Origin of the sequence: Muribaculum gordoncarteri (assembly GCF_004803695.1) — a bacterium.
Classification (GTDB): Bacteria; Bacteroidota; Bacteroidia; order Bacteroidales; family Muribaculaceae; genus Muribaculum; species Muribaculum gordoncarteri.
The window spans coordinates 1,464,095-1,490,095 of sequence record NZ_CP039393.1 but is presented as its reverse complement, the minus strand read 5'-3'; the positions used below and the strand labels follow the sequence as shown (position 1 = coordinate 1,490,095).

Genomic DNA, 26,001 nt, shown 5'->3' with positions numbered 1-26,001 from the left:
TAATTCTTGGATGGATTCAGTGGTGAGGTAAGGCGCAGGGAGTTCCGGACCTCCTTGCGTCTTTACCGGGAGGGATACGGTTCAGAAAACCGCAGTCTGTTTCAACGTGGATTCAGTGGTGTGTTGTGGCGTTACAGTTTCGGGCCTTTAGGCTTACGCTGCTGTTTCTGTTGCTCATCGTTCTTGGGTTCTGTCTGACCCTTGTCGAGCGGTTCTCTCACGCCTTTTGTCGCTTCCTGCGTCTTACCGTCGTTGTTGACCGCAAGCTGTGTCTTGCTTTCGTTTGACGGTGTGATTTTGGTTGCGATGCGGGGATCGTCAAGCGATGTTTCGGGTCGCTGCTTCTCTTTGTTGAAATAGAGATACACGGTGCAGGGCTTTCCCTTGTCGTCAACCATCTGGTCGAGCTTGGCGACATTGCCTGAAACGTAGTCATTCTGCTGCTGTTCGGTAAGCGGAATCTTGTTCCACTGTTTCAGCCGCTTTATGCCGCCGTCTTTGGTTATCCATGTGGAGCGTTTTTCGGTCTTTTCGGCTTCACCGGCCTTCTGCTCCTGCTTGTTCTCATTTTTCTGCGTGGTCTTCTGTGTGCGCTGCTTGGGCACAAACTCCACGCCGCGGCGTTCTGCGCTCACTTGGAGAGTGGCATGGTAGGTCTTGCCGTTCTTGCCGATAATCTCCTTGTTGGGGATAGCCATTCCGGTTTTCAGAAATTCTATCTCCTGATTGGAGAGTTTCGTTTTTCCGATGGTATCATTGATTTCAAGCGTCGAGGCAGGAAAATGATACATTTCATGGGTGTAGCGGTCGATGCTGACATAGGACGGGATAACCTCTCCGGTGGATTTGTCCACAAGGTCAACGACTTTTCCGAGGTTGCCTGTCGTGCGCAGGTTCTCCTTATCCTCGTCGGTGAACTTGTATCCGTTGTATTCCTCGTTGAGATTGGGATACTTGCGGATAAGATGGGGCACGAGGTTGACTTTGCCCTGCTCATCGGTCTGGAACGACAGGCGTGCGTCCACCTGCTGAACCTTGCCGCCCACATCGGTGGTGATGGTGACAAGCGCCGATTTGCGGTTGAACAGCATTTCGCGCAGGTCGCCAGACTTTTCAAGCTGTTCTTTGTCAACACCCCAGCGTTCTTTCAGCTCCGCCCAGTCAATCTTGCTTTCGTCAACGGGCTTGTTCTTCTGTGTTTCGCTGATTTCATCGGAAGGCTTTACCTCGCGGTCTTCAAGCATCGACTTGTGCGTTTCGGGGTCTTTGAGCATTTCGCCCATTACCGGCGCCTCTTTTTCGTAGTTGTCAGCGTCAACCTTGAAAAAGCTGAACATCGAAGGATTCTTGCATTGACGCAGGAAATTCGACATGAAGGCTTCCAGCGGATTCTGCCGAATGTTGAATTTCACAAGGTCGGAGAGCTTGGCCGATTTTACATCGGACATCTTGGGGGTGCCGTCATCGTTCATGCCGGTCACTGCACCGATTTTCCCGCTTTCGTTGTCACGGGCAATCAGCACCTGATCTTTTTCTTGGGTCTGGTCTTGTTCCATAGAAATAAAGAATTTTGTTGTTTGACTTTGCACCGACAGGCGGTGCGGTTATTTTGGTGTATGTGTGTTGTGTGTATTTTATGCGGGTTACAGGTCAGCAAAGAAAGCCCTTACATCTGCGGGTAGATAATAGATTTTCCCGCGCTCTCCCTTACGGGTGAATGGAATCAGTTCCATTTTGCGGTAATTATACATCGTCTTGCGGTCGATGCCGTACTTTTCGCAAACCTGCTTTTCAGTCCACATCTTCTCATCGTCAATGATGCCGAAGCCTTTCAGAGCATCAAGATATGACCGTTCCATTTGGCGAAGACGCTCCATAAAGGTGTTTTCAAGGCTCTTTATCATCGCCGACACCTGTTTCAGTTCGTAGGCATTCATAAGCGCGGACGGTTTTGATATGACAACTTTATTTTTTCAAATACCGCCGGATCCCATGTGAGATTGAATTGCCCGATAGCGGTCAAAATCGGCAACAGGAAATAATGTGTTTCCTTACCATGTTTGACCCATTTGAATTTGTATCGGTCGCGCACTCGTTGGAGTTGTCTGGGCGACATAAGCAACAGCGAGGCCGCCAGCGTCTTGGAGATAGGTGGAATCTCCATAAGTTCCTCTTTTTCTTCTTTACGACGCTTTTCGTTTTTCTTCTCGGTTTTCAGCAATTCGAGTACAGATAGCGTCAACTCTTGGAGCGATTCTATCTTACGGCTCAAATATTCCAGTGTAATTGTTTCCATAATTCGTTCTTTGGATTTAGTGTTACGCTGGCAAAGTTCGGCAATAGCCAAAAGGTGCATTCGGGACGTTCCATGTAACATTCCACGGTTTTAACTCATGTTAACCCTTTCGTAAAGACACAAAGTGCTGGCTATTGATATGTAGCCAGCACTTTGTCAGTGGATTAGCTATACATCAACTAAATTGCGAGATTGCCGAGATTTTTTGAGAGTGTTTCCATGTCACGACTGATTTTGTCGTTTGTGATTCTGGCGTAGATTTGCGTCGTCTGAATGTTGGTATGGCCCAACATCTTCGACACTGATTCGATAGGCACACCCTTACCGAGTGTCATCGTCGTTGCGAATGTATGACGTGCGAGGTGAAAGGTTATCTTCTTTTCAATTTCGCAAATGTCGCCGATTTCTTTAAGGTATGCGTTCATCTTCTGATTGCTCAGGACTGGCAGGATTTCACCGTCTTGGAATTGTCCTTCGTACTTTTTGAGGATTTTCTCCGCCATAGGCAGGAGGGGTACGTTCACGTTGGTCTTGGTTTTCTGACGGTGAGTTACTATCCACAGGCGACCATCGAACATTTTTTTAATGTTGTCTGCCCTTAATGCGGCAATATCGGCATAAGCCAATCCCGTATAGCAAGCGAATATGAACACATCGCGTACTTGATCGAGCCGCTTGATGGAGATTTCCTTTTTGGCGATGGCGAGAACTTCATCTTCCGAGAGGTAGCCTCGGTCAACCTTCTCTTTCTTCATCTTGTGATTGAGATACGGATCGCGGAAAGCGATACCCTCACGCTGTGCTTTCAACAGCACCATGCGGAAAAGTTGGAGAAACTTGTAAACGGTGTTCTGCCCGCACTTGTATCGGGTAGCGAGGAAAACCTCAAAATCTACAAGGAATTTTTGTTTCAGTTCTCGCAGGGGGATGTCGGAGATATTGTATTTCTCTTTCATAAACTCCACCACACGACGGTAGCAGCGTTCATATTTCTGATAGGTCTTGTCGCTGCGGTTAATCCCTATCATCTTCTTGGTGTCTTCAAGAAACTCCTTATATAAAGGAATAAGGGATTCAGCTTTGGCGGTAATGCCCATATAGGCATTCTTCACCATTTCTGCGGTCACATAGCCATGACGCTGTTCAAGGTCATAGTAGTGGCGTTTAAGGAGAACCTGAATATCCGACAGTTTGCCATTAAGCTCCTTTATTTTGGCGGTCTTGCCTATGGCTCTGCCGCTTTTGGAATCCCAGATTTCGGGATTGACAGCAAGTTTGGTAGAGAACATTTCCCTTTCTCCGTTGATAGAAAGGCGCACCATTATACCCCCTTCCCCTTGCTTGTTCAGTTGTCCTCTCCTGATGTAGAAGAGAATGTTGAAGGTGTTCTGTTTCATCTTAAATCATTTTTTATTTCAAATGCTGGATTTAGTGTTCAGCATTGAAACGATTAGTGAATAATTTGAGTTGAGACAGATTCAAGCCAATGGAGGACACGTTGCGGACAAAATGTTTTCGCGTCAGACACCGGACATCGGATTTCCGATGTTTGAACAAGTTGTGTTGTTGTATATTGCACATTATCAATGCCTTACAACGCTACTTGCTACAAATTAGCTACACATTTGTCCGATTTGATGATTTTGAGCTTAAATTTGGCTGATTTATGACCGTTACAGTCCGATGTGTGTCTTTGTAAGTTGTGTTATATCAGATTGTTACAGTCGAATTTGCTACACACTTGCTACATTTTAGGCATCTTCAAAAGTGTGTAGCCAATTTGTAGCAAATAAATGTCCGGAATGCCGTTTTCGTGGGCTTTCGTGCGTCCGGCGTTATTGGCGTCAGGGCACAAAAAAACCACGGAACTTGTTGATAGTCCGTGGTTTGTCTTGATTAAGCCGACTTTTGTCCGCTTAGGTTGCGGAAAGACAGGGATTCGAACCCTGGGTACCCGTAAGGGTACAACGGTTTTCGAGACCGTCCCGATCGACCACTCCGGCATCTTTCCTTGGAGTTTTACGGCGACAAAATTACAAATTGTTTTGGACGCTGCAAAATAGTTTTGCGTTTTTTTGTCACTTAATTCCTATCGTCGTTAATAACTCGCTGACAGCTTGCGATATATTGTCGCTGTGTCGGTTGAGGCATTTTATGAACAATGACCCGATTATGGCTCCCGATGAGTTGCCGAAGGCTTCTTGCAGTGTCGCGGGGTTGGATATTCCGAATCCTATGAGCCTGTTGTGTTGTAGCGGCATGCGGTTGATGCGCTTGAAATAGGCTATCTGTTCATCGGTGAAGCGATCCTTGGTGCCGGTGGTCGATGCCGACGAAACCATGTAGATGAATCCCGAGCAGTTTTTGTCGATCAATTGGATGCGTTGTTCATCGGTTTCGGGGGTGATGAGCATTATTATGGGTATGTCGTACTTATCGCAAAGGGCTTTGTAGTCCGACATATATTCGCCAAACGGCAGGTCGGGAATTATCAATGCGTCTATACCCACTTCCTTGCAGCGTTCAAACAGTCGCTCGATTCCATATTGAATCATGGGATTAAGGTAGCCCATCAATACGAGCGGTGTGTCGGGCGCTTCCTTTCTTGCCTCGGCTACTTGCGACAAGAGCAGCTGCAGGTTCATGCCGTTGTTGAGTGCCACGGTCGAGCTGTGCTGTATGGTCTTGCCGTCGGCCATCGGGTCGGAGAAGGGCACGCCTATTTCAATCATGTCGACGCCTTGTGAGGCAAGTTGCTTTATTATTTCGCCGGTTGAGTCGATGGCGGGGAATCCGGCGGTAAAATACACTGACAGAATATTATTTTGTTTTCTCCCAAAAAGGTGTTGCAGTCGGTTCATTTTCGTTGAATTTTCTTAGTGAAAGGATGAAGTTGATTAATTTGTGGAGGTCTTTGTGGCCCGGTTCTGACTCAAACCGGCTGTTTATGTCGATTCCGGCCATTCCCGGACGCATTGCATTGACTATCGAGTCGACATCGTCGGGGCCTATGCCTCCGCTTAACATGTAGGGAATGGATAACGGATAGTCGTCGAGAAGCTGCCAGTCAAACTTGCGGCCTGTGCCTCCATGTGACGATGGCGTTACGTTGTCAAACAGGAACATGTCGACGCTTCCGTCATATTGCAGAAGGCTTGTCCAGTCGATTTCGCTGCCGATGCTTACAGCCTTGAACACAGTTAATCCGCTGTCGCGCAGCCGCCGGCACATTTCGGGCGATTCCTCTCCGTGGAGCTGCACTATCTTGAATCGGTAACGGTTGCAGATATCGATTATGTGGTCGTAATTGTCATTTACAAATACGGCGACGGGTCTTATGAAGCCGGGAAGCGACATTACTGTCATGGGATCCAATTCGCAGGCGTTGCGAGGTGATTTGGGATAGAAAATGAATCCCATAAGCATAGGTGCCAGCGATGCGACTTGGGCAATGTTGTCGGGCTCGCGCATGCCGCATATCTTAATCATCATCTCGCTATGGCGAGGAGTGGGGAATGTGGATTTATTCTGTTGCATTGATGAAATCTTTAAGGGCTTTGCCGGGGTGTTGGTGCTTCATGAATGTTTCGCCTATCAGAAATCCACGATAGCCGACATCGCGGAGCCGATGAATTTCGGCGATGGAGGAGAGGCCGCTTTCAGCCACCTTTACAATGTCGTCGGTGAGGGCTGATGCCATCTGCAGCGAAACATCGGTATCGGTGACGAATGTCGACAGATTGCGATTGTTGATTCCCACCATGTCGACCTCGGGATTGAATCGGTCGAGCTCATCCATGTCGTGCAACTCAAGCAGCACTTCCATTCCCAATTGATGGGCAGTGTCGGTGAACTTCACTATGTCGTTGAATGACAGGATTGATGCTATAAGTAGTATGGCATCGGCACCATATAGCCGAGCCTCGAATATCTGGCATGAATCGACTATGAATTCCTTACGCAGCAACGGTAGCGAAGTGCTTTTTCGGGCAAGAGCCAGGTCGCTCAATGCGCCTCCGAAATATACGGTGTCGGTGAGAATCGAGCATGCAGCGGCACCTGATTTGGTGTAGCCCTTTACTATCTCGTCGGCTACTGCACCGGGGTGGATGTCGCCGCGTGACGGCGAGCGACGCTTGAATTCGGCAATTATTCCAACTTCATTATCGGTGATGCTGCGGCTCATCGACACCGGTGTGTAGACCGACTTTGTGGCATGGGACAACGCCTTGTCGTAAATTCCGAGCATGGCCCTGGCTTCTATCTCGCGACGCTTGTTGTCGACTATTGCATTGAGTATTGAATTCATCGTTGTTAGTTGTTTAGTTGGACAAATCGTTCAAATGCGCTTAGGGCACGGCCGCTTTTTATAGAGTCGGTGGCCTGCTCTATGGCATCGTTAAGCTCAATCTCGGGTTCAAGCGTGACAATTGCGAACGCGGCATTGGCTATGACGCAATTGAGCTGAGCTTCGGTCGCCGTATTGTGCAGCACATTGTCGAATATTTTCGCGGCGTCTTCAATGGAATTTCCTCCCGACAGCTCCTTTTGAGCGATTCGGCTCCATCCAAGCGATTCAGGAGTGTAGATGCGCTCGCCTTGTGATGACGCAACCTTGAATGGCGAGGTCAACGATATTTCGTCGTATCCGTCAAGGGAGTGTACGACAGTGCAGTTTATGCCTTCAAGCTGGGCGATGTAGTTGTATAATCGGAGCAGCTTGAGGTTGTAGACACCCAGCAGCTGATGCTTCGGCAGGGTGGGATTGACAAGCGGTCCGAGCATATTGAAGAATGTTCTTACACCGAGCGATTTCCTCACGGGGCCTACGCTTTTGAGTGCCGGACTGAAGAACGGTGCATGCAGATAGCACACTCCGCTTTCATCGAGCGATTTGCGAAGACGGTCGGGGTCGCTCGTGAACTTGACTCCGTGCTGTTCCAGCACATTTGACGCTCCCGATATTGAGCTTGCGCCATAGTTGCCGTGCTTGATGACCTTGCGGCCTGTGCCGGCGACAACAAAGCATGTCGCGGTCGAGATGTTGAAGGTGTTTTTGCCATCACCGCCGGTGCCTACGATGTCAATCGATTTCACATCGTCGAAGTCCAATGGCCGCCGGCGCTCAATGAGTGCATCGCGGAAGCCGATAAGCTCGTCAAGAGTTATGCTGCGCATGAGATATACAGTCATGAACGCCGAGAGCTGAGACTCGTTATATCGTCCGTCGGCAATGTTAAGCAGCACATCGCGTGCCTCATTGCGCGAAAGGCTCTTGTGTTCAAACATTTTATATAATAGATCCTTCATCGTTAGTCGTGTTTTAATGATTAATCCAGTTCCTTATTATAGTGTCGCCTGACGGGGTGAGTATTGATTCGGGATGGAATTGTACTCCCCGCACATCGTATACCCGGTGACGGATGGCCATGATGTTGCCGTCGCTGCTCATTGCTGTCACTTCAAGATTGTTGTCGGGGAAATCCTCACGGTCGACGACCCAAGAGTGATAGCGCCCAACTTCTATCTTATCAGGAAGCCCTTCAAACAGGTAGTCGCTTGCGGTTATGTCGATTGTCGACTGAATGCCGTGATATACTGTCGATAGTTTTTTGAGTCGGGCTCCGAAGCATTCGCCTATGGCCTGTTCGCCGAGGCATATTCCGAGTATCGGTTTTACCGGTGCGTAACGCTTGAGCAGCTCCGGCAGCACACCGGCTTCCGACGGTATGCCCGGTCCCGGCGATATTATTATTTTGTCATATCGGTCGATGTCGTCGAGCGATATTTTGTCGTTGCGTATTACATCGGGGGTTATTCCCATTTATCTTACCGAGTGTACGATGTTGTAAGTAAACGAGTCGTAGTTGTCAAGTATCAATAGTTTCATTGCGTTTCGGTTTTTACGGGTTAATGTCCGAATGTTTCGGCATACTTCACTGCGTTGAATAGTGCGCCTAACTTGTTGTTGGTTTCCTGAAGCTCGTTTTCGGTAATGGAATGTGCCACGACTCCGGCTCCGGCTTGTGAATATAGAGTGTTGTTATAGCTGAGGAAACTCCTTATTGTAATGGCCTGGTTTAGGTCGCCGTTGAATCCTATGAATCCTATGCAGCCGCCATATATCATGCGGTTGTGAGGCTCGATCAAGTCGATAAGCTGCATGGCTTTTACCTTTGGTGCTCCGCTTAGTGTTCCGGCGGGGAATGTGTCGGCAAACAATCTATAGGGATTGGTATTCTCGGGAAGTGTGGCATGAACTCTTGATACCATGTGTATGACATGGGAGTAGTATTGAATTTGTCGCAGGAACTCTATATTGACGCGTCCGCCGCTTCGGCTGAGGTCGTTGCGTGCAAGGTCGACGAGCATTATGTGTTCGGCATTTTCTTTCTCGTCGACAAGCAGAGCCTCGGCAAGTTCATGGTCACGTGCATCGTTTCCGGTGCGCTTGAATGTGCCGGCTATCGGGTCAATGTAGGCGTCATGTCCGCTGATGCGCAGATGAGTTTCGGGTGAGGAACCGAAAATGCGGAATGAACCGAAATCAAAATAGAACAAATAGGGTGACGGGTTGACGCAACGTAACGCACGGTAAACATTGAATTCATCACCTGAGAAGGTTTGGGAGAATCGGCGTGACAGTACAATCTGGAACACATCACCTCGTAATGCGTGGGCGATTCCCCGCTGCACCATAACCTTGTACTCTTCGTCGGTAATCGGTGACGATGCCGCGCCTGTAGTGCTGAATGAGTACTGGGCCATGTTGTTATTGTGCAAGATGCTTATTATCTCGTCGATTCCCGATTCGTCACCGTCGGACAGATGCTCGTATATCGTCATCTGATTCTTATAGTGGTTCACCGTTATTATATAGCGGTATAACACATATTTCATATCTGGTATTCCGGTGAAACAGCAGTCCTTGCCGTGAACAGGTACGCTCTTTTCAAAGTAACGCACGCAATCGTAGCCTGTGTAGCCGAAAAAGCCGTTGGCCCCGGGCGATGTTTCTCCTGCGATGTCGTAGGACTCGATATAATCGCGAAGCATGTCGACAACATCTGTGTCGTCGGTCACTTCAATGCGTTGTGACGAACCGTCGGGGTAGGTGGCTATTATGGCTTCATCGACGACTACAAATGAGGCTATGGGATCGACACCGATATAGCTTATGGAGTTTTGCGATGTGTGATAGTCGGAGCTTTCAAGTAGTGCCGACTCGGGATAGAGGTCGCGAATCTTAAGGTAGATGCCTACCGGAGTTTCCAGGTCGGCAGGAATCATGCGCGATTTTACAATGAGGTTGTATCGTTTCATCTTGTCAGTGAGTTTTAATATTTGTCTTTATAAGCCATGTAGGTGTGCATGTCCTTGTCGCCGCGCCCTGAGAGGTTTACTACCACTATATCATCGGGCTTGAAGTCCATTTTGTCGAGAGCTCCGAGAGCGTGGGCCGATTCAAGAGCCGGAATTATGCCTTCGATGCGTGTCAGCCTGAATGCCGCTCTCAGCGCTTCGTCGTCGGTTACGGGCAGTACTTTTGTGCGGCCTGTTGATGCAAGATAGGCATGCAAGGGGCCTATGCCGGGATAGTCAAGACCTGCCGATATGGAGTAGGGTTCTATTATCTGTCCGTCGGGTGTCTGCATCACCAATGTGCGTGCACCGTGTATTATGCCCTCGGTGCCTGCCTGTATTGTTGCAGCAGTCTTGTCGGTGTCGACACCCAGTCCGGCTGCTTCGGCAGCTACAAGTTTTACATCGGGATTGTCGATGAAATGGTAGAAAGCACCTGCGGCATTGCTGCCTCCGCCCACACAGGCTATTACGTAATCGGGATTTTCGCGACCTATGTGTGACTTGAGCTGTGACTTTATCTCCTCACTTATTATTGACTGGAATCGTGCTACCATTTCAGGGTAGGGATGAGGTCCCACGGTGCTCCCGATGACATAAAAGCTGTCGGGGTTGCAGCACCAGTCGCGTATGGCTTCATTTGTAGCATCCTTTAGGGTCATGTTGCCGCTTTCGACCGGAATCACCGTAGCTCCGAGCATCTTCATGCGCTCTACGTTGGGCTGCTGTCGTGCTACATCGGTTGCTCCCATGTAGACTACACATTCAAGTCCCATGAGCGCGCACACAGTTGCTGTGGCTACACCGTGTTGTCCGGCTCCGGTTTCGGCGATGATGCGCTTCTTGCCCATGCGCATTGCCAGCAGCACCGAGCCTATGGCGTTGTTTATCTTGTGAGCGCCTGTGTGGTTTAGGTCTTCACGCTTAAGGTATATGTTGGTGTTGTAAAGTTCGCTCAGTCGGCCGGCGCGATACAGCGGTGACGGACGCCCTACGTAGTCGCGCATCAGGTCGTTGAACTGTTGATTGAATTGCGGGTCGTCGATATAGCGATAGTATGCTTCGGTGAGCATCTCCACATTGTGGTGCAGGATTTCGGGAATATAGGCTCCACCGAATCGGCCATAATATCCGGCATCGTTTACCGGGAGGGTGTGATGATGGTAGTTGTTCATTGTTTTTTGCGTTTTGCCGTAATAGTGATGTTAATAAAAAAGCCATCGATGTAATATCGACGGCTCTCTAAAGTGCAGTTATGTATTTAATTGTAGATATTGATCAACTATAACATATCATTGCCATCGATATTTGTTACCGATGTGCCACCAATGATTTATGTTGTATATATATGACATGATTAATTGTTTTATGCTGCAAATATACAGTTGTTTTTATTAAAATACAAATTTTAGGGGCAAAAGTTTAATTATTTTCGATATTTTGTCGTGTTTAAGTGCTTTTGTTAATATGTAATGCATAAATATGCAAATTTCAATGTCGGAGAAATAGTTTCGGAGCGTTGAACAATTTAATTAGTCCTGCGTTAAAATAGTATAATTGAAAAAATAAATTTTATAATTTGTATTATGGATAATAAAAGCATCAAAGGTACACGTACTGAGCAGAATCTGCTTAAGTCATTTGCCGGTGAATCGCAAGCTCGCGGTCGTTACACAATATTTGCCGAAGTAGCCAAGAATGAAGGTTATGAGCAGATAGCCGCTATATTCCTTGAAACGGCTGAGCAGGAATATGCTCATGCCAAGAGTTTCTTCAGCTATCTTGATGAAGGAATGCTTGAGATAACCGCGTCATATCCTGCAGGACCTATTGGCGATACGGCACGTAACCTGCGTGAAGCTGCTGCCGGTGAGCATGAGGAGTGGTCAGACATGTATCTTGAGTTTGCACGTGTTGCACAGGAGGAGGGATTCCCTCGCATTGCTTCACACTTCAAACTTGTTGCACAGGTGGAACAGGGTCATGAAGCCCGTTACCTGAAGCTGCTCGAACGCGTAGAGAGCGAAAGCGTGTTCTGTGACGCGGAGGAAGAGGAATGGCAGTGCCGTTACTGCGGATATATCCATAAGGGCAAGTCTGCTCCCGGCAAATGCCCGGTATGCGGAAAGGAACAAGGCTACTTTGAGCGTAAGAAAAATAATTATTGATAAATAGTTAATCTGTTTTGTTGGAATATGTGCAATGCCCGGAAAGCGATATGCTTCCGGGCATTGATATTTATGTGGGAATGTGATCGAGGGTGGGATGTTGTTGAGGTGAGTTGATTGTGGAAAACGGCGGCTTTTGAGCGATTAATATTTTTTAAGATAAAAGAATAGGGGATAATCGGGCTTTTATACTCTTAGGGGTAAACGATAAGCATTGGTGTCGGGCACGTGGCGATGCTGATGGGAAATATAACCAATCAAAATCAATCAAAGATGAAAAGATGTCTATGCATATTGTTTTCAGTTTTTATCATTGCTAATGTGTGGTGTCAGGAGGATTCCAACCGAGTCGGCATAAACTTAGGAGTTGACGGTGATAATTATAATGTGGCATTCTCCTATCACTATATGGTGGACAAGCACATCGGAATTGGCGGAAGCCTTGGTGTGTGGGGCGAAATATCGGAAGCAGGACTTCTGTTTGATTTGTTTGGCGGTTATGATGATTGTTGCTGCAATCACTATTATAATGATTATGCGCAGAACACATCGCTCTATATTGAGCCGTCGATTGTAATTGATACAGCGCCGATTTTTCGGATAGGCAATGCGGGAATAGGACTAAACATCACGCCATCGGTGAGATTTAGCACCAACCACTACTGTACTATCTATCGCCAGACGGGCAAAAAATGGCAGGAGGTTGAATATAAATGTAACAACGTGTCATTTGGAGTGTTGGTGGGACCTACATTGCGGTTAGGACCGGCATTGATAACGTTGGCTTACAAGATTTCAAATCTTGACACCAACCGCGTCTATGAGTCATCGAGCCGATATACCCGCAATCCGGTGCAGGGCATGGTATTTGAGATTGCTGTCTATCTGTGATTGCGCTGTATATCAGTAGCTGATTGAAATGAAATTATTATTAGAAAACCTTATCGACATATTGAACTGAATAGGATTATTTTTGAGCTCCTGTGATTATACTTTATATTATTTGATTCAGTTCAACCAAATAAGGCCGTTCCGACATCAATCGAGAACGACCTTATTTTTATGCCTTAACCCAATTCAAATGGGGAGGGATTTTGAACGCGGGCGCATTGAGAAGGCTCGCGGTTGTGTGAAATTGGGGTGGGGAGGTGTTTGTTATCTAAGGAAATAGCATTATATTTGCAGAAAATTCATTTTGAATCGAGCGGGATCGGGTGTCGCTTAGGCTCCTCCCGTTGCTTTTAATCATTTTTTGATGAAATGAAAGGAATAGTTTTGGCAGGAGGATCGGGCACACGTTTGTATCCGATTACCAAAGGAGTTAGCAAGCAGTTGCTCCCGATTTATGACAAGCCGATGGTGTATTATCCTATTTCGGCATTGATGCTTGCCGGAATTCGTGATATTCTGGTGATATCAACTCCGCAGGATTTGCCGGGGTTCAAGCGCTTGCTTGGCGATGGCAGCGACTATGGCTTAAATCTTAGCTATGCCGAGCAGCCAAGTCCCGACGGATTGGCGCAGGCATTTATTATCGGTCGTGAGTTCATTGGCGATGATGCGGCTTGTCTTGTGTTGGGCGATAATATATTCCATGGCGCAGGATTTTCCGGTATCTTGAAGGAGGCTGTGCGCACGGCTGAGAGTGAGGGTAAGGCTACGGTGTTTGGATATTGGGTTGACGATCCCGAGCGTTACGGTGTTGCCGAATTTGATCATAACGGTAACTGCCTGTCGATAGAGGAGAAGCCTGAACATCCTAAGTCAAACTATGCCGTCGTTGGATTGTATTTCTACCCCAACAAGGTGGTGGATGTAGCCGCTACAATCAAACCGTCGGCACGTGGTGAATTGGAAATCACCACTGTGAATCAGGAATTTCTTAAGGATGGTGAGTTGAAGGTGCAGACTTTGCCCCGAGGCTTTGCCTGGCTTGATACCGGTACTCACGATTCGCTTGCCGAAGCTTCAATATATGTCGAGGTGCTTGAGAAGCGTCAGGGACTCAAGATTGCCTGTCTTGAAGGTATCGCTTATCGACAGGGCTGGATTTCACGCGATAAAATGGTTGAGCTTGCCCGCCCGATGTTGAAGAATCAGTATGGTCAATATCTTCTGAAGGTAGTAGAAGAGGTTGAGCGTACCGGATGTAAAAATTTGGATTGATAACTCTGATTTTAGTTATTGTTTTTCAATTCCTGCAAATTATAAAGCGATGGAGGTAATAAAGACCGATATAGAGGGCGTGGTAATAATTGAGCCGCGCTTATTTAATGATTCTCGAGGATATTTTTTTGAGAGCTACTCAAAACGCGAATTTGACGAGAAGGTGCGTCCTGTGGATTTTGTACAGGACAATGAGTCATGCTCGACACGTGGCGTGATGAGAGGACTGCATTTCCAGCGTCCGCCATACACTCAGTCCAAGCTTGTGCGTTGTGTCAAAGGACGGGTGCTTGATGTAGCTGTTGACATACGTAAGGGTTCGCCTACCTATGGCCGTCATGTGGCTGTTGAGCTAAGCGAGGAAAACCATAGGCAGTTCTTTGTTCCGCGAGGTTTCGCCCATGGTTTTGCCGTGTTGAGCGAAACTGCAGTGTTCCAATACAAGTGTGACAATTATTATGCCCCTCAGGCCGATGGAGGCATATCTATTGCCGATGATTCGCTTGGTATTGATTGGCGTATCGACCCTGCATGTGCCATTCTGAGCGAGAAGGACACGAAGCATCCTTTGCTTGCCGACTTTGATTCGCCGTTTGACTACGATGTTGATCAATATAAGCAATAGTAAAAATTTCAGCTTATTTGACTAATTGGTAAAAATAATAAATACAATAAAGATAATGAAACGAAATATACTCATAACCGGCGGTGCCGGATTCATAGGCTCACATGTTGTGCGACTTTTTGTCAACAAATATCCCGATTATCACATCGTAAACCTTGACAAACTCACCTATGCCGGTAACCTCGCCAATCTCAAGGATATAGAGGATAGCCCCAACTATACATTTGTCAAGGCCGATATCGCCGATCTTGACGAGATGCGACGCATAATCGTAGAGCATAAGATAGATGGCATTATACATCTTGCCGCCGAGAGTCATGTCGACCGCTCAATCAAGGATCCGTTCACATTTGCCCGCACAAATGTTATGGGTACACTCGCTTTGCTTCAGGCGGCCAAGGAATATTGGGAGTCGTTGCCCGAGAAATATGACGGCAAATTGTTCTATCACATTTCGACCGATGAAGTTTATGGAGCACTTGAGCTCACCGACCCCGAAGGTATTGAGTCGCCGTTCACTACCACAGCTTCGTCGACCGAACATCATCACGCCTACGGTTCTGAATTTTTCCTTGAAACAACCAAATACAATCCTCACAGTCCCTATAGTGCCTCAAAGGCGTCGAGCGACCACTTTGTGCGTGCCTATCACGACACCTACGGAATGCCTACAATTGTAACCAATTGTTCCAACAACTACGGCCCTTACCAGTTCCCCGAAAAGTTGATACCGTTGTTTATAAACAATATACGCCACGGCAAGCCGCTGCCAGTCTACGGCAAGGGTGAAAATGTGCGTGACTGGCTCTTCGTTGAGGATCACGCTCGCGCAATCGATTTGATATTCCATAAGGGAAAGATTGCCGACACTTACAACATCGGAGGATTCAATGAGTGGAAAAATATCGACCTTATACGTGTGATCATACGCACTGTCGATCGTCTGCTCGGCAACCCCGAAGGTCACAGTGAGCACCTCATAACCTATGTCACTGACCGACTTGGTCACGACATGCGCTATGCCATTGATTCGCGCAAACTTCAGCGTGAGCTCGGTTGGGAGCCGTCGCTTCAGTTTGAGGAGGGCATCGAAAAGACCGTCCGCTGGTATCTTGACAATCAACCCTGGATGGACCACATAACCTCGGGCGACTATCAGCGCTACTACGAGGACATGTATGCCAACCGCTAATTACCCACTACTACATCACATATACTACTACGGCGCACCGGAATTCCGGTGCGCCGTAGTAGTATAATATATATTGTTAAGCCTTTATTATTTTCCGATTACGAATCTGATACTTGTCTTTTGACAATATTTTGGCTGTTCCATAGAACAATCCTTCAATCAATCCATATCCATTTTTACGGTATGGCACTCCATTCCAATAATTTGAAATGCATTCCGGTAATGTTTTGTTGTGAGTAAGCACGATATTGTCAGGCGCTAACAACTCGGCTGCGCCTTCATACCATTCGGTGTCCAGCCAAATAAGTTTGCCCTTTTCTAACAGAATTTTGTATAGCACAAAATCGCAATCATCTCTATATTTATAATGAATCCACGCGTCCATATCTTCACGATTTCGGGCAACAAATAGACAATCTTTTCGTGATGGATATTCAGGAAATTCATTGAGCCGTGCTTGCTCAAGTAGATTCTCCGCTTCTTGTTTATAGGATGGTGCCGATGAAAAATCTCTTTCCGAGATGGGAAATTCAAATGGTTCATTTACCTCGTATTGCCGTTTCGGAATTCTTACGACATGATACACTATTACTCCGCTTACATCGTTCAATACACCCATATTTAATTTAGGTTTATTATTGCAGTCGGCTTGTGACATTGTGATCAATTTTATTATTCAGATACAAATGTATAAATTTTTATTGTACAATAATGTCCGTTGCAAAAAATTGCCTTTTAATTGAAGTATTGCTCGGGAGATATTTATGATTTTATTTCATAAACTCGGGTCGGTTTAATTTGTTATCCAATATGAAGGGAATAAATAATTGTGTCATACAATATGTTGATTCCGGTAAATTAAACGTTTAAAATTATATACTAAATATAGCATAAGTGAATAAAACAGACATAGCATTCGGACGAAATGTTCACAAATGCCGATTGGCAATGAGCATTTCTCAGGAAGAGCTTGCATTTCGCGCAGGTCATCATCAAACTTATATAGGAATGGTTGAACGTGGCGAATGTTCAATCTCGCTTTTAAATGCAAAGAAAATTGCAGATGCGCTGAATGTAAAATTAGATTACTTAATTGGGAATGATGATTAAAAGAGAATACTAAATGTAAATACATCCTACCGGCTTGCACGTATGTCAATGTCGTGGAGAGGCACGGAGTATTGCTAATGTTATCCACAATTTTTAAAAAAAGCGTATGACAATACAATCAGCATTATCAAGCCGAGGTTTTCACCGTAAAAAATGAAGGCATTGCCGATAATGATGTTGTCGCAAGCTCCCAAATACATAATCGTTTATCGGTCAGCTTCATAATTATCAAGATAGGCCGTTAGTCGTGTAAATGAAGATTTCATTTCTACTGTAAAATTTTCCCGTTTCACAATTTGCTGATACATTTGTTTAACATCCTCGTAATCGCTATTACGAGATAATTTGGCTGAAATCAGTCCAACCATGCAATGAGTATCAAGTCCGGAACAATATGGACAATAGAGTTCTATCGGTCTTGTATTATATAAGGCATCCAAAGCAGCGATACTATTGTATTGTGACATAAAATCCACAGCAAGAGGTAAAATTGGCAATAACTCATTGTTAAGGTCGAGCCAGTTGCAAGCAAAATTATTGTCAGTAAGCACAAATCTATCCGTATTTTTCACTTGCATCTGCCAATGCAAGTCCGGATTAAAGCCATTAGATTTTATTGCCTGAAGCAATCTCAGATTTATAAATGCTGAATGATTCAAATGGAAACCATAGGCATTGCAGATGGCAGTTATATCACTAAAATCCACACTGACATAAGGAAAGAGATGTATCTCAAATCCCCAAGAATTTGTAGTGAACCATATTTCTTCACTTCTGTTGCCAATTCTCCTGCTTAATGCAAATCTACTTTTGACAATCTTAAATCCATTGGATGTTGCAAAAGGCTCCAATTCCGAAAATATGCGATTTTTAATGTCTTGTATTTTCATAGCCAGTTATTTTTAAGTACGCGACGTGAATAGAATGGTGCGTAAATGAAGAATAGGCATACATTCAGCAATATATAGCCGGGAGTGTCATGCCTTACGGCAATTGAAATGTTCTTTTGTATAAAGGCGATTATCGCAATTATCAATCCGAGATAAAATATCTCGCCAATTTGTGACTCAATCAGCGGGGTATAGAACACTGCCGCGAATGTGTATAGCAGCCAAAATATCTGCACATTGCGAAGGAATAGATATACATTGCGCTTTGAAAATGCCGTTGATGTCTGTTTGCTATCTGTTTTACCACTCAAGAAATATAAGCTCAGGAAGGGATTGATAAAGAAGTTCCCGCATAAAATCAATGACAGATACCTGCCGCCATATTGTTCCCGACTAATACGAATGTTGGCAAATAACAATCCCATCGCCGATGCCATGAGCAGGAGTTGTGCAACTTTAGCCACATCGGAATGTAGCCACAATTCACGATCAAGCCAACCGCCACTAATTCCGACAATCAAGATAACGGCGTAAATCAACAACAAGAAATTGCCGACAATGGCAGATATGTACAATAAATTCTTCATTCAAAGCCTATTGTTAATGCTTTAACGGTATAATTCCAGCTCCAAATATATATTACCCACATCAGCCCAATACCAATGAGAAGGCAGACAAGTAATGCGATTCCAATATCTTTATGCCTATTTCTAAACGCATAAACCACGTTTGCCAACTGCGCCATTATCAGTAAGACATTCGCTACCAACAGACACCTGTTGACAACTGCTGTTTCTCCTACAAAAAGAACTGCAAAAGAAGCCACGAATGTGATTGCAAATAATATGACAATCGGCCATTTTGCTTTGTATATCAGTTTCATCGCTTGCCTCCTTTCTCTTGATTCCTGATTGACTTTTTCGGAGCAGGTCTGACAGCATCATTCGGCATCATATTTTCAAGCATATCCCTGACAGACTGCTGAACCTTGATTTTTAGGTATACCGATTCTTGACGGTTATGGTCGATGGTTTTCAGATACAACGTATTATTGTCATGCCAGAAGATAGTGCGAAGCCCGGACTCTTCTGCCTGACAGTATAGTGGTTCACCATTATATTGAGTGCTCTTATATGACTCAAATTCATAAAAGTCATTTCCTTCTCGGCGAAAAAATCTCAAATCTAACGGCCAATCGCAATCATAGCCGATCTGCGATACATACATCCCGTTGGCGTTTATAACTGTTGGATAGGCCGCACTACATATATACTTTCCACTCTCGGAGTCAAACCACCATATAGAATCGTCATGCGGACTGTCCGGGATTACAAAACCATACAACTTCAATTCCGGAAGATATAATAACCGTTGTTTGTTAAACCCAACCCCGTCTGCTTCTATCACGTAATATATTTCTTGTCGGATGACAGAATCAATCCGTTCAAACTTAGCCTGCGATTCTTTTAACACCATACTTACGATTTCGTTGTCGGCAATGGAGTCTGTCGGAATTACATTATAGCATGAAAACTCCTTTTCAGCATTGGCATATTCAACGTAGCTTATTTGCTCTACTGAGAAAACAGCTTGGGCGGATGCAACAGCAGCACTTGCTATCACAATCAGCATTATCCAAAATATACGATATACCGGTTTCATATCACTATTCTTTCACCGATATCTATTTTTATAATCTTGTTGATTGTATTAATCCATGTTTTCATCGTTGGCCTCCTTTCAGTACCTCTATGAAAGTTCTGACTTCTTGCGGTGAGAGATTGCCAATAGCATTTTTAGGGAATGACAACTGGGTAAAGTCGTTATTAAAAATCGTCACACTCAAACTATCTTTTCCAAGAAAATCAATATTATAAGTTATGGAATCTTCATACACTATTTCTCCTCCTTCGTAATTAATTTCAACGAAGTTGTCTGGGAAAACAAATGTACCGTAATATTTTTGCGACAACAACGGCTGGACTTGATACAGACTGTCAATGAGAACCGATATGTCACTGGCATGACGATGATAACGTGCAGAATCAATAGGAATAACCCATGCGGTAGGCGATGCCCCGTACTCCAGTCCATACATGCAACCTTTCAGTGTGTCGACTTTGAAACAGTCGACTTTTCTGTTTCCATAATCATACAGTCTGATGCTATGTGACAGTTCGCGAATGAACAGACCCTCTTTTTTGCCTAATCTAGCCATCATAACACCTCTACTTTCATAAAGCACATAATCGCCATCTTCAGCCACAATAAAATGTCGGCCACAGTAAAATAACAGCGGCAATATAAGAATGGCGGGAATGATCGAAAACCAGGAATCTATTCTCAACCACCATTTCAGAAATTTCGGTTTTTCAAGACCTCGGCTGACAGGTAGGACGAGCAGACCGAGAATATAACCTACAACTAAAAGGTTGTTGATTAAATTCCATCGCCACATCACGCCGCTATTCGTCACGTTTATCATCAAGATGACAACAGGTAGGAGCGCGATCTGCACCCACACCATCCACAGCACTATCTTATATCGGAGAGAATCGGACATAGCGGCTATAAATTGAGATTTGCGATACTGTCATTCCATTCAATCACTTCGCCGTCGTGAAACATCTTGTTTCCGGAAACAGCATAGCCATTGCCAATATATTTGAATTGTGACGGTTTTGCACCTCTAAGCACTATCTCCTCTGCGACAGTTCCAGCGCAATCTAAGCCGTCAAAGCATACCTCATTTTGCGGATAATATACATGATACTTGTCTTTGGCGTACTCCGAGCCTTTGCACACACGGAATGTTTCACTATCCGCGCCGACATTCTCTTTTTCAGTGAAATCCGTTCCGACTATATATCCCCAATAAACCTGTCCGCCAATATTATTGTAACCTTCTGCAAAACTATCGACAGGCACGCTTACCCACTCGCCTTTATCGGAAATATTATCACTGCGATAAGAGCAAGAAGAAATTAAGGCTGACATTATTATCAATAAATAGGGATATTCAGTTAATGGCTTGATTTATCAAGCTGAAAATGGAGCGTGGTCGCCCTATGGCGGTGCTGTTTTGATTATGAGGGCAAATTTTCAATTCTCGGCGATAAAATATGACATTTCGGACAAATAGGGATACACTGATTCGCCTCCGATGTGCTTCGGAGATGAGATGACAGTATGATTTTTCACGCTCGCTGTTTTTGTAACTGCTTCTCTTTTTCTTCGATGGCGAGTTGTCGGGCGGCAAGTGTTGCGGCGTTTGCCATGTGGATGCCGAAAAAGAGCAGCAGGGTTTCGCTGCGGGAGTTGCGTGCCGCTATCCGGCCAACGCTGTAGTGTTGTTTCTGATTACCGAAACTGCCCTCCATGGCGGTAGAGCGCAGTGTCCCGATTATTCGTCGGGCTGTGCTTATGTCAGCATCTTCATCCTTGGGCTTCGGGCCTTTGCGGACAAAACAGGTCGTCATGCCGTTTTCGGTGCAATACCGCCGGTTGTCGTTGTTGGCATAGATGGTGTCTGCCCCTACCCTGGTCACTTTGATACCGGTCAGTTCCTGTTGATATTCAATACACTCCTGTAATCTCACGCCCTCGTTGAAGGCTTCGAAGGAATGGTGTTCGATGAATGAAATTCCGTCAATCTGGATGTTGTTGACCTTGACTCCGAACTCCACTCGCTTGTTCTCCTTGCCTCTGACAATAGGACGGATGTACGGACGGTCTATGCTGACGATACGGTGTTTCACCTCCTTTTTCTGAGCAAGTGCGCTCTGCTGGCGATACACCTCTTTTAATGCACTGAGACGCTTGCTTTGCTCTGCGGTGAGCGTGATGTCAACGGTGTGTATCTTGCAGATTCTGTTCCATTGACCTATCTGTTTGGAAAGCAGGCCGAGCAATCGACGGCGGAGTTTGGCGGTTGCCGCCCTGGTGTGCTTGCGATGCTTGGCATAGGTGAGTCTGTCGCGGTCAATATCACGATACTTGTTGCGTGGCAACCGTTCCTTCAACGCCTTGCAGGTCTTTTTTATAAGTGATTGAATCCACTCGCAGCATTCCCACAACAGCTTTACATCTGTCGGGAATCGCAGATGGCTCTCGTAACAGGTGGCGTCGGTCAGGCACAGGTTCTTGTCTTTTAACAAACCGCCCCACTTGTCATACAGCAATTTCTGTAGTTCTTTGATATCAAGAGCTCCGGCTATACGCTGACGGATAGCACTGACTATCTTGCCGTTCTTTATGGGGTTGGCCGGATCTATGAGCACCCCGCAGAACATCTGTATGTGTATACTGCCGTTGAGCATCTCGATCAGGCCGTCATCCGACTGTCCGGTATATGGCTTGAGAAACATCAGCGCCACCTCTCCCTCCGGCGGGAACATCGGAGTGTTGCCCTGAGGATGCGTTTTGGGAAAATGCGAACGGATTTTCTCTGCCAGTTCTTTCAATGGCAATTGCGCATGGATGCGCCCGAGCTCGCTTACGGCAAAACTCTCGCGATATTTTTGCATGAAATCGAACTCGGTAAACGGCAACGTGGCCGTAATCTCGGATATTTTTCGTAACTTCACGTACAATTATTTTAAGAATTACCCCCGAATAAGCCCGTGATGGGTCCATCGGGGGTTCATTGTAAAGTTACAAAATATCTACGACTTTGGCAAACAATTAGTTGGCAATTAACTGAGTATCCCTAAATATATCTTCATCACTATTTCTGCTTTCTATGTTTGAACTTGATGGTTTTCTTGGCGTTGCGTTTGGGATATTTGACCTTGATTGTTACCGGGTCATCGTAACCCTCTGCCTCGATGCGGAGAGTAGCTTCTTTCAGCGGCTTGCCATCTTCGTCTTGCAATCCATAGTCATAATCCCAATAAATACGGCATGAATGTTTCTCGTCAAGGTATTCCGGTGAAAGATATTCGTAATCTTCCTCTCCGTCCTCATCAATCCAAATTCTCGAAATATCCAATTTATCTCTTTCCATCAGATTGCCATACTCATCTTTCACATTGAGGTCAAGATAATGATTTTCCTCCCTTTTAACTGAAATAGCACCACCAAAAACAAATTCGCCCGGTAACGCATTATAATCCGGAGTAAGTGTGATTTCTACGGTTCTCATATTCTCGGTTACGACAATCGTCTGCGGTTCATAACCGACATATTCCACTTTCAATGTATCGCCGATGCAGACCGGTAATCCGAAATGACCATCTAAATCGGATATGGCACCTAACGCAGTGCGTCTATTTGAAATAGTCGCTCCGATTAATGGCTCTTTTGAAATAGTACCGTCGGGCAACGTGTCGCCACTCAGCACAATGCCTTTGACGGTTATTGTATCTGTCATTGCCGGTATGTTCCCTTTCAAAATGTTCTGCGGTTCTTGCACGTTCTGGGCCTCAGAGGTCATCGGCATGAGCATGGCGATGGAAGCCGCCGATATTCCGGCAAGGGCTACGGCTTTCCCGGCAAGTGAGCGGGCGCGGAGTTGTTGCTCAAGGTAGCGAACCTCGGACTCACATTTGGGGCACGTACCGAGGCAGTCGCCCTTATAGCGACATTCTGATGTCACGAACTCAATGCCGTTAGCCTCGGCAATCTGTCGGCGTATCTCTTTCAGTATCTTGCAGGTCTGCTTTCCTCGTGCCATAATCAATCTGGGGGTAATTTGAATGTAATGGGAAGAGTAAAATATGTGTTGACTTTTTTGCCATTAATAATGCCGGGAGTAAAATTAGGGAATAATCTTACTACCCGTAAAGCCTCACGGTCAAGAGCAGAATCTTTATCTCGTACTATTTTCGGCTCACAAACACGACCTAATGTGTCAACATAGAACTGTACTACCACACGACCTTGAATCTCCTCCATTAATTGCTCTTCGGGATATTTCAAATGTTGACCTATGAAACGTAACATTTCAGCGGGACCTCCCGGAAATTGTGGCAGCTGTTCAACACAACTGTAAATTCCACTTTCATCCGGATTTTTCGGCCGCTCTTCCGGCATTTCACCTTGTGTTACTACTTCATTAGGATCATGGCTTATCTCACCTTCTTTGATACCTGAAACTTCGATTGCAGAATTGAAAATTGTATCTCTGGTTTTGGATAATAAGCATTCCTCATCAATTTCGCCCTCGAAATCCAATGTATCAGCTATTTCGATCGGTTCGCCCTGCAATGTTTCGTTTGACTGATTCGATGATGATGTGCCGCTGCACCCCGACATGATAATCATCCCTGCTGAGATTCCGGCAATGGCAACGGCTTTCCCGGCAAGGGAGCGGGCGCGGAGCTGCTGCTCCAAGTAGCGGACTTCGGCTTCGCATTTGGGGCATGTGCCGAGGCAGTCGCCCTTGTAGCGACATTCCGATGTAGCGAACTCGATGCCGTTTGCCTCGGCAATCTGCCGACGTATCTCTTTCAATATCTTGCAGGTCTGCTTTCCTCGTGCCATAGTCAGTGTTTGCGGATTTGATAGGTGAATAGATCGAATCGGTTGAAGCCGAGTGCTTCAAGAGCCTTGCGGCTTGCCTCGCGGTCGGTATCGGTGTTATAGTTGGGTATCAGCGGTATGCGGATTATGCAGTCGCTTTGGCGTCCGGACTCCGCAATCAGGCGTAGATTGTCAAGAACAAGGTCATTGCTCTGCCCCGTATAGTTACGGTAAATGTCGGGATTCATATCCTTGATGTCGATAATCAGAGTATTGACAACCGGGAGCAACGCCTCGATGTTGGCCGATGGAACATTAAGCGATGTTTCAAGATTGATTTGCCAGGCCGGACCGCAAAGCCCACGAAACTCACTGATGAAATCGGGGCGCAGACAAGGCTCGCCGCCGCCGAAAGTAATGCCGCCATTTGTGGCGAGAAAATACAATTCATCAATCCTCACTTCATCATAAAGCGACTGCGGCGAATACTCTCTTAATCGGCTTCCGTCGCCCAGCGACTGCGGATTAAGACAATATCTGCAACGGAGAGGACAGCCATGAAAAGCCACAAGCGTTGTCACGCCGTCGCCGTCGGTGGAAAGACGGTGACGCGCCACGCCTATGATCTTTGAGAGGCTAATTCCCATATTGCACTATATTTTAGGCAGTCATTCTTACTTTGCTATCCAATAAGATGATAACTGATTGTATACATTGCAAATTTAGTGAGAATATTTGATTTTAAGTGTGACAAATGTCACACTTATGCTGATTTCTTCAATATTGAGAATATCTTATGGCATAACATCATAAAGAAAATGATAAATTTGCACTATGGAGAAGTTTAACGACTTTGAGCGAGATATAGACTTCGCTTTTTGGAAAAATATATGCGAAAGTCATGGTGAGCTTCGGCATTTCCGTCGAGGTGAATGTTTCGTGCATTCCGGCGAAGAGTTGAAATTCTGCGGCTGGATAAAGACCGGCGGCTTCAAGCATACGTTGACTGACAGCGAAGGTAATCATAAAGTCGTTGGTTTAGTATTCAGAAATGCAGTGTTGGCAAACTACTCGGCAACAATGTTCAACCGGCCAATAACCACTGATATCATAGCACTGGAAGATTCCGATGTGATGGTAGTCCCGACAAAACAGATTCGCATATACATTGAGAATAATCCGGAACTTCATCTGCGGCTTGTCCAGTCCTTGTTCCTACAAGCGCACCAAACTATACTTAACAGCTACTATTATTCACTCATCAAACGTTACCGACAACTGATAGAGCGATTTCCTAATATCCATAAACTTGTATCTATGGGTGAAATCGCCTCATACCTCAATATCTCGCGCCGCCAGCTCCACCGCTTTCGTGAGATTTTCACGGAGCATACAGATTGATATAATGATGCCGGCGCACGGTGACATGGTGGATTTGCTGCTGATTGCGGGGTGGGGGATAAAAAAATTGCCCGTCCCTCCTTTCAAACAAGGAGGAACCGGACTAAAGCCAAAAGGCATGATTTTGTGATTCTAAAGATAGTTGTCTTATAGCGATTTAAAGTGTTGAGAAAGAAAAACTTTCTTCACTTCATCTCCTGCTATTCGCTTCGCAGCGTCATTGCCGGGAGGATTGTTGCCTTTTCCTTAGTCCGATAAATCACATTGATGAATTAGCGTAAAATAATTATACAGTCTAAGGTAAGTTCAACAAGTGTCTCTATTCTTTG

The 26,001-nt window shown here is 45.7% G+C and carries 28 protein-coding genes, 1 tRNA gene and 1 pseudogene; 7 read left to right on the top strand and 23 right to left on the bottom strand.

All coding sequences use genetic code 11. The annotated features are described in order from the left end of the window. Positions 1-131 precede the first annotated feature (131 nt). The 12 genes and pseudogenes from E7746_RS06585 to trpB all read right to left on the bottom strand — a co-directional run bounded on the left by E7746_RS06585 (position 132) and on the right by trpB (position 10,833). Positions 132-1,556 (bottom strand): DUF4099 domain-containing protein, encoded by a 1,425-nt coding sequence (locus tag E7746_RS06585; protein ID WP_136410239.1) that lies wholly within the window; start codon positions 1,554-1,556, stop codon positions 132-134. Positions 1,557-1,643: 87 nt separating this feature from the next. After that, on the bottom strand, positions 1,644-1,937 hold the full coding sequence (locus E7746_RS06580) for a helix-turn-helix domain-containing protein (protein ID WP_121697890.1): 294 nt from the start codon (positions 1,935-1,937) through the stop codon (positions 1,644-1,646). After that, positions 1,934-2,296, bottom strand: coding sequence for a hypothetical protein (locus tag E7746_RS06575; protein WP_121697889.1), 363 nt, complete (start codon positions 2,294-2,296; stop codon positions 1,934-1,936). Before E7746_RS06575 ends, E7746_RS06580 begins: the two co-directional genes overlap by 4 nt. Positions 2,297-2,475: 179 nt before the next feature. Further along, positions 2,476-3,693, bottom strand: a complete 1,218-nt coding sequence (locus E7746_RS06570; RefSeq protein ID WP_136410238.1) for a site-specific integrase — start codon at positions 3,691-3,693, stop codon at positions 2,476-2,478. A 527-nt stretch (positions 3,694-4,220) separates the two neighbouring features. After that, positions 4,221-4,307 (bottom strand) — tRNA-Ser (locus tag E7746_RS06565). A gap of 67 nt (positions 4,308-4,374) precedes the next feature. Further along, positions 4,375-5,157: a tryptophan synthase subunit alpha gene (gene trpA / locus E7746_RS06560; protein ID WP_136410237.1), complete on the bottom strand. Its 783-nt coding sequence runs from the start codon at positions 5,155-5,157 to the stop codon at positions 4,375-4,377. Next, entirely contained in the window at positions 5,117-5,833 is a 717-nt protein-coding gene (locus E7746_RS06555; RefSeq protein ID WP_136410236.1) for a phosphoribosylanthranilate isomerase, read from the bottom strand. Before E7746_RS06555 ends, trpA begins: the two co-directional genes overlap by 41 nt. Continuing rightward, positions 5,820-6,605, bottom strand: a complete 786-nt coding sequence (trpC, locus tag E7746_RS06550; RefSeq protein ID WP_136410235.1) for an indole-3-glycerol phosphate synthase TrpC — start codon at positions 6,603-6,605, stop codon at positions 5,820-5,822. The genes E7746_RS06555 and trpC overlap by 14 nt, the downstream gene beginning before the upstream one ends. A gap of 5 nt (positions 6,606-6,610) precedes the next feature. After that, a complete protein-coding gene (trpD, locus tag E7746_RS06545) occupies positions 6,611-7,606 on the bottom strand; it encodes an anthranilate phosphoribosyltransferase (protein ID WP_136410234.1) in 996 nt (331 codons plus the stop codon). 13 nt (positions 7,607-7,619) lie between these two features. Then, positions 7,620-8,186, bottom strand: a pseudogene (locus E7746_RS06540) (anthranilate synthase component II). A 20-nt stretch (positions 8,187-8,206) separates the two neighbouring features. After that, on the bottom strand, positions 8,207-9,619 hold the full coding sequence (locus E7746_RS06535; protein ID WP_136410233.1) for an anthranilate synthase component I family protein: 1,413 nt from the start codon (positions 9,617-9,619) through the stop codon (positions 8,207-8,209). Between the two features lie 14 nt (positions 9,620-9,633). After that, positions 9,634-10,833 carry a tryptophan synthase subunit beta gene (gene trpB / locus E7746_RS06530; protein ID WP_136410232.1) on the bottom strand — a complete coding sequence of 400 codons (1,200 nt, stop codon included), beginning with the start codon at positions 10,831-10,833 and terminating at the stop codon, positions 9,634-9,636. Positions 10,834-11,244: 411 nt separating this feature from the next. Here trpB and rbr point away from each other — a divergent pair, with 411 nt between their 5' ends. The 5 genes from rbr to E7746_RS06505 all read left to right on the top strand — a co-directional run bounded on the left by rbr (position 11,245) and on the right by E7746_RS06505 (position 15,809). Continuing rightward, positions 11,245-11,826 (top strand): rubrerythrin, encoded by a 582-nt coding sequence (gene rbr / locus E7746_RS06525; RefSeq protein ID WP_136410231.1) that lies wholly within the window; start codon positions 11,245-11,247, stop codon positions 11,824-11,826. A gap of 273 nt (positions 11,827-12,099) precedes the next feature. Then, positions 12,100-12,717 carry a hypothetical protein gene (locus tag E7746_RS06520; RefSeq protein WP_136410230.1) on the top strand — a complete coding sequence of 206 codons (618 nt, stop codon included), beginning with the start codon at positions 12,100-12,102 and terminating at the stop codon, positions 12,715-12,717. A gap of 369 nt (positions 12,718-13,086) precedes the next feature. Further along, positions 13,087-13,992, top strand: a complete 906-nt coding sequence (gene rfbA, locus E7746_RS06515; protein WP_136410229.1) for a glucose-1-phosphate thymidylyltransferase RfbA — start codon at positions 13,087-13,089, stop codon at positions 13,990-13,992. 49 nt (positions 13,993-14,041) lie between these two features. Further along, complete coding sequence (gene rfbC / locus E7746_RS06510) at positions 14,042-14,617, top strand: dTDP-4-dehydrorhamnose 3,5-epimerase (protein WP_136410228.1); 576 nt, start codon at positions 14,042-14,044, stop codon at positions 14,615-14,617. A 55-nt stretch (positions 14,618-14,672) separates the two neighbouring features. After that, the gene (locus E7746_RS06505) at positions 14,673-15,809 is read left to right on the top strand and encodes a dTDP-glucose 4,6-dehydratase (RefSeq protein WP_136410227.1); all 1,137 of its coding nucleotides are present in this window, start codon (positions 14,673-14,675) and stop codon (positions 15,807-15,809) included. A 76-nt stretch (positions 15,810-15,885) separates the two neighbouring features. Here the strand turns inward: E7746_RS06505 and E7746_RS06500 are convergent, their stop codons facing one another. Further along, positions 15,886-16,467, bottom strand: a complete 582-nt coding sequence (locus E7746_RS06500) for a DUF2441 domain-containing protein (protein ID WP_123397176.1) — start codon at positions 16,465-16,467, stop codon at positions 15,886-15,888. A 236-nt stretch (positions 16,468-16,703) separates the two neighbouring features. Between E7746_RS06500 and E7746_RS06495 the strand changes: the two genes are divergently transcribed. Further along, entirely contained in the window at positions 16,704-16,919 is a 216-nt protein-coding gene (locus E7746_RS06495) for a helix-turn-helix domain-containing protein (protein WP_262709697.1), read from the top strand. 206 nt (positions 16,920-17,125) lie between these two features. Here the strand turns inward: E7746_RS06495 and E7746_RS06490 are convergent, their stop codons facing one another. The 10 genes from E7746_RS06490 to E7746_RS06445 form a co-directional block, all read right to left on the bottom strand. Continuing rightward, positions 17,126-17,809, bottom strand: coding sequence for a hypothetical protein (locus E7746_RS06490; protein WP_123397174.1), 684 nt, complete (start codon positions 17,807-17,809; stop codon positions 17,126-17,128). Continuing rightward, positions 17,806-18,396 (bottom strand): hypothetical protein, encoded by a 591-nt coding sequence (locus tag E7746_RS06485; RefSeq protein ID WP_135947571.1) that lies wholly within the window; start codon positions 18,394-18,396, stop codon positions 17,806-17,808. The genes E7746_RS06490 and E7746_RS06485 overlap by 4 nt, the downstream gene beginning before the upstream one ends. Further along, entirely contained in the window at positions 18,393-18,692 is a 300-nt protein-coding gene (locus tag E7746_RS06480) for a hypothetical protein (RefSeq protein ID WP_123397172.1), read from the bottom strand. The genes E7746_RS06485 and E7746_RS06480 overlap by 4 nt, the downstream gene beginning before the upstream one ends. Next, complete coding sequence (locus E7746_RS06475; RefSeq protein ID WP_136410226.1) at positions 18,689-19,471, bottom strand: hypothetical protein; 783 nt, start codon at positions 19,469-19,471, stop codon at positions 18,689-18,691. The genes E7746_RS06480 and E7746_RS06475 overlap by 4 nt, the downstream gene beginning before the upstream one ends. Positions 19,472-19,532: 61 nt before the next feature. Beyond that, a complete protein-coding gene (locus tag E7746_RS06470; RefSeq protein WP_136410225.1) occupies positions 19,533-20,372 on the bottom strand; it encodes a hypothetical protein in 840 nt (279 codons plus the stop codon). Between the two features lie 5 nt (positions 20,373-20,377). After that, entirely contained in the window at positions 20,378-20,806 is a 429-nt protein-coding gene (locus E7746_RS06465; protein WP_136410224.1) for a DKNYY domain-containing protein, read from the bottom strand. 200 nt (positions 20,807-21,006) lie between these two features. Next, positions 21,007-22,395, bottom strand: coding sequence for a DDE transposase (locus E7746_RS06460; protein ID WP_136409462.1), 1,389 nt, complete (start codon positions 22,393-22,395; stop codon positions 21,007-21,009). 140 nt (positions 22,396-22,535) lie between these two features. Next, positions 22,536-23,483: a carboxypeptidase-like regulatory domain-containing protein gene (locus E7746_RS06455; RefSeq protein ID WP_136410223.1), complete on the bottom strand. Its 948-nt coding sequence runs from the start codon at positions 23,481-23,483 to the stop codon at positions 22,536-22,538. Positions 23,484-23,485: 2 nt separating this feature from the next. Continuing rightward, the gene (locus E7746_RS15095) at positions 23,486-24,292 is read right to left on the bottom strand and encodes a TonB family protein (protein ID WP_168184319.1); all 807 of its coding nucleotides are present in this window, start codon (positions 24,290-24,292) and stop codon (positions 23,486-23,488) included. 2 nt (positions 24,293-24,294) lie between these two features. After that, the gene (locus E7746_RS06445) at positions 24,295-24,918 is read right to left on the bottom strand and encodes a radical SAM protein (protein ID WP_168184318.1); all 624 of its coding nucleotides are present in this window, start codon (positions 24,916-24,918) and stop codon (positions 24,295-24,297) included. A 187-nt stretch (positions 24,919-25,105) separates the two neighbouring features. Here E7746_RS06445 and E7746_RS06440 point away from each other — a divergent pair, with 187 nt between their 5' ends. Then, on the top strand, positions 25,106-25,672 hold the full coding sequence (locus E7746_RS06440; RefSeq protein ID WP_123397167.1) for a Crp/Fnr family transcriptional regulator: 567 nt from the start codon (positions 25,106-25,108) through the stop codon (positions 25,670-25,672). Positions 25,673-26,001 lie beyond the last annotated feature (329 nt).

Bases quoted from the DNA above. Each gene is read 5' to 3' on its own strand.
- E7746_RS06575 (WP_121697889.1), bottom strand. From the start codon at position 2,296: ATGGAAACAATTACACTGGAATATTTGAGCCGTAAGATAGAATCGCTC.
- E7746_RS06475 (WP_136410226.1), bottom strand. From the start codon at position 19,471: ATGAAACCGGTATATCGTATATTTTGGATAATGCTGATTGTGATAGCA.
- E7746_RS06480 (WP_123397172.1), bottom strand. From the start codon at position 18,692: ATGAAACTGATATACAAAGCAAAATGGCCGATTGTCATATTATTTGCA.
- E7746_RS06570 (WP_136410238.1), bottom strand. From the start codon at position 3,693: ATGAAACAGAACACCTTCAACATTCTCTTCTACATCAGGAGAGGACAA.
- E7746_RS06485 (WP_135947571.1), bottom strand. From the start codon at position 18,396: ATGAAGAATTTATTGTACATATCTGCCATTGTCGGCAATTTCTTGTTG.
- rfbC (WP_136410228.1), top strand. From the start codon at position 14,042: ATGGAGGTAATAAAGACCGATATAGAGGGCGTGGTAATAATTGAGCCG.
- E7746_RS06580 (WP_121697890.1), bottom strand. From the start codon at position 1,937: ATGAATGCCTACGAACTGAAACAGGTGTCGGCGATGATAAAGAGCCTT.
- E7746_RS06535 (WP_136410233.1), bottom strand. From the start codon at position 9,619: ATGAAACGATACAACCTCATTGTAAAATCGCGCATGATTCCTGCCGAC.
- E7746_RS06505 (WP_136410227.1), top strand. From the start codon at position 14,673: ATGAAACGAAATATACTCATAACCGGCGGTGCCGGATTCATAGGCTCA.
- E7746_RS06440 (WP_123397167.1), top strand. From the start codon at position 25,106: ATGGAGAAGTTTAACGACTTTGAGCGAGATATAGACTTCGCTTTTTGG.
- E7746_RS06585 (WP_136410239.1), bottom strand. From the start codon at position 1,556: ATGGAACAAGACCAGACCCAAGAAAAAGATCAGGTGCTGATTGCCCGT.
- rbr (WP_136410231.1), top strand. From the start codon at position 11,245: ATGGATAATAAAAGCATCAAAGGTACACGTACTGAGCAGAATCTGCTT.
- trpB (WP_136410232.1), bottom strand. From the start codon at position 10,833: ATGAACAACTACCATCATCACACCCTCCCGGTAAACGATGCCGGATAT.
- E7746_RS15095 (WP_168184319.1), bottom strand. From the start codon at position 24,292: ATGGCACGAGGAAAGCAGACCTGCAAGATATTGAAAGAGATACGTCGG.
- E7746_RS06465 (WP_136410224.1), bottom strand. From the start codon at position 20,806: ATGTCAGCCTTAATTTCTTCTTGCTCTTATCGCAGTGATAATATTTCC.
- E7746_RS06490 (WP_123397174.1), bottom strand. From the start codon at position 17,809: ATGAAAATACAAGACATTAAAAATCGCATATTTTCGGAATTGGAGCCT.
- E7746_RS06500 (WP_123397176.1), bottom strand. From the start codon at position 16,467: ATGTCACAAGCCGACTGCAATAATAAACCTAAATTAAATATGGGTGTA.
- trpD (WP_136410234.1), bottom strand. From the start codon at position 7,606: ATGAAGGATCTATTATATAAAATGTTTGAACACAAGAGCCTTTCGCGC.
- trpA (WP_136410237.1), bottom strand. From the start codon at position 5,157: ATGAACCGACTGCAACACCTTTTTGGGAGAAAACAAAATAATATTCTG.
- rfbA (WP_136410229.1), top strand. From the start codon at position 13,087: ATGAAAGGAATAGTTTTGGCAGGAGGATCGGGCACACGTTTGTATCCG.
- E7746_RS06470 (WP_136410225.1), bottom strand. From the start codon at position 20,372: ATGTCCGATTCTCTCCGATATAAGATAGTGCTGTGGATGGTGTGGGTG.
- trpC (WP_136410235.1), bottom strand. From the start codon at position 6,605: ATGAATTCAATACTCAATGCAATAGTCGACAACAAGCGTCGCGAGATA.
- E7746_RS06455 (WP_136410223.1), bottom strand. From the start codon at position 23,483: ATGGCACGAGGAAAGCAGACCTGCAAGATACTGAAAGAGATACGCCGA.
- E7746_RS06445 (WP_168184318.1), bottom strand. From the start codon at position 24,918: ATGGGAATTAGCCTCTCAAAGATCATAGGCGTGGCGCGTCACCGTCTT.
- E7746_RS06555 (WP_136410236.1), bottom strand. From the start codon at position 5,833: ATGCAACAGAATAAATCCACATTCCCCACTCCTCGCCATAGCGAGATG.
- E7746_RS06520 (WP_136410230.1), top strand. From the start codon at position 12,100: ATGAAAAGATGTCTATGCATATTGTTTTCAGTTTTTATCATTGCTAAT.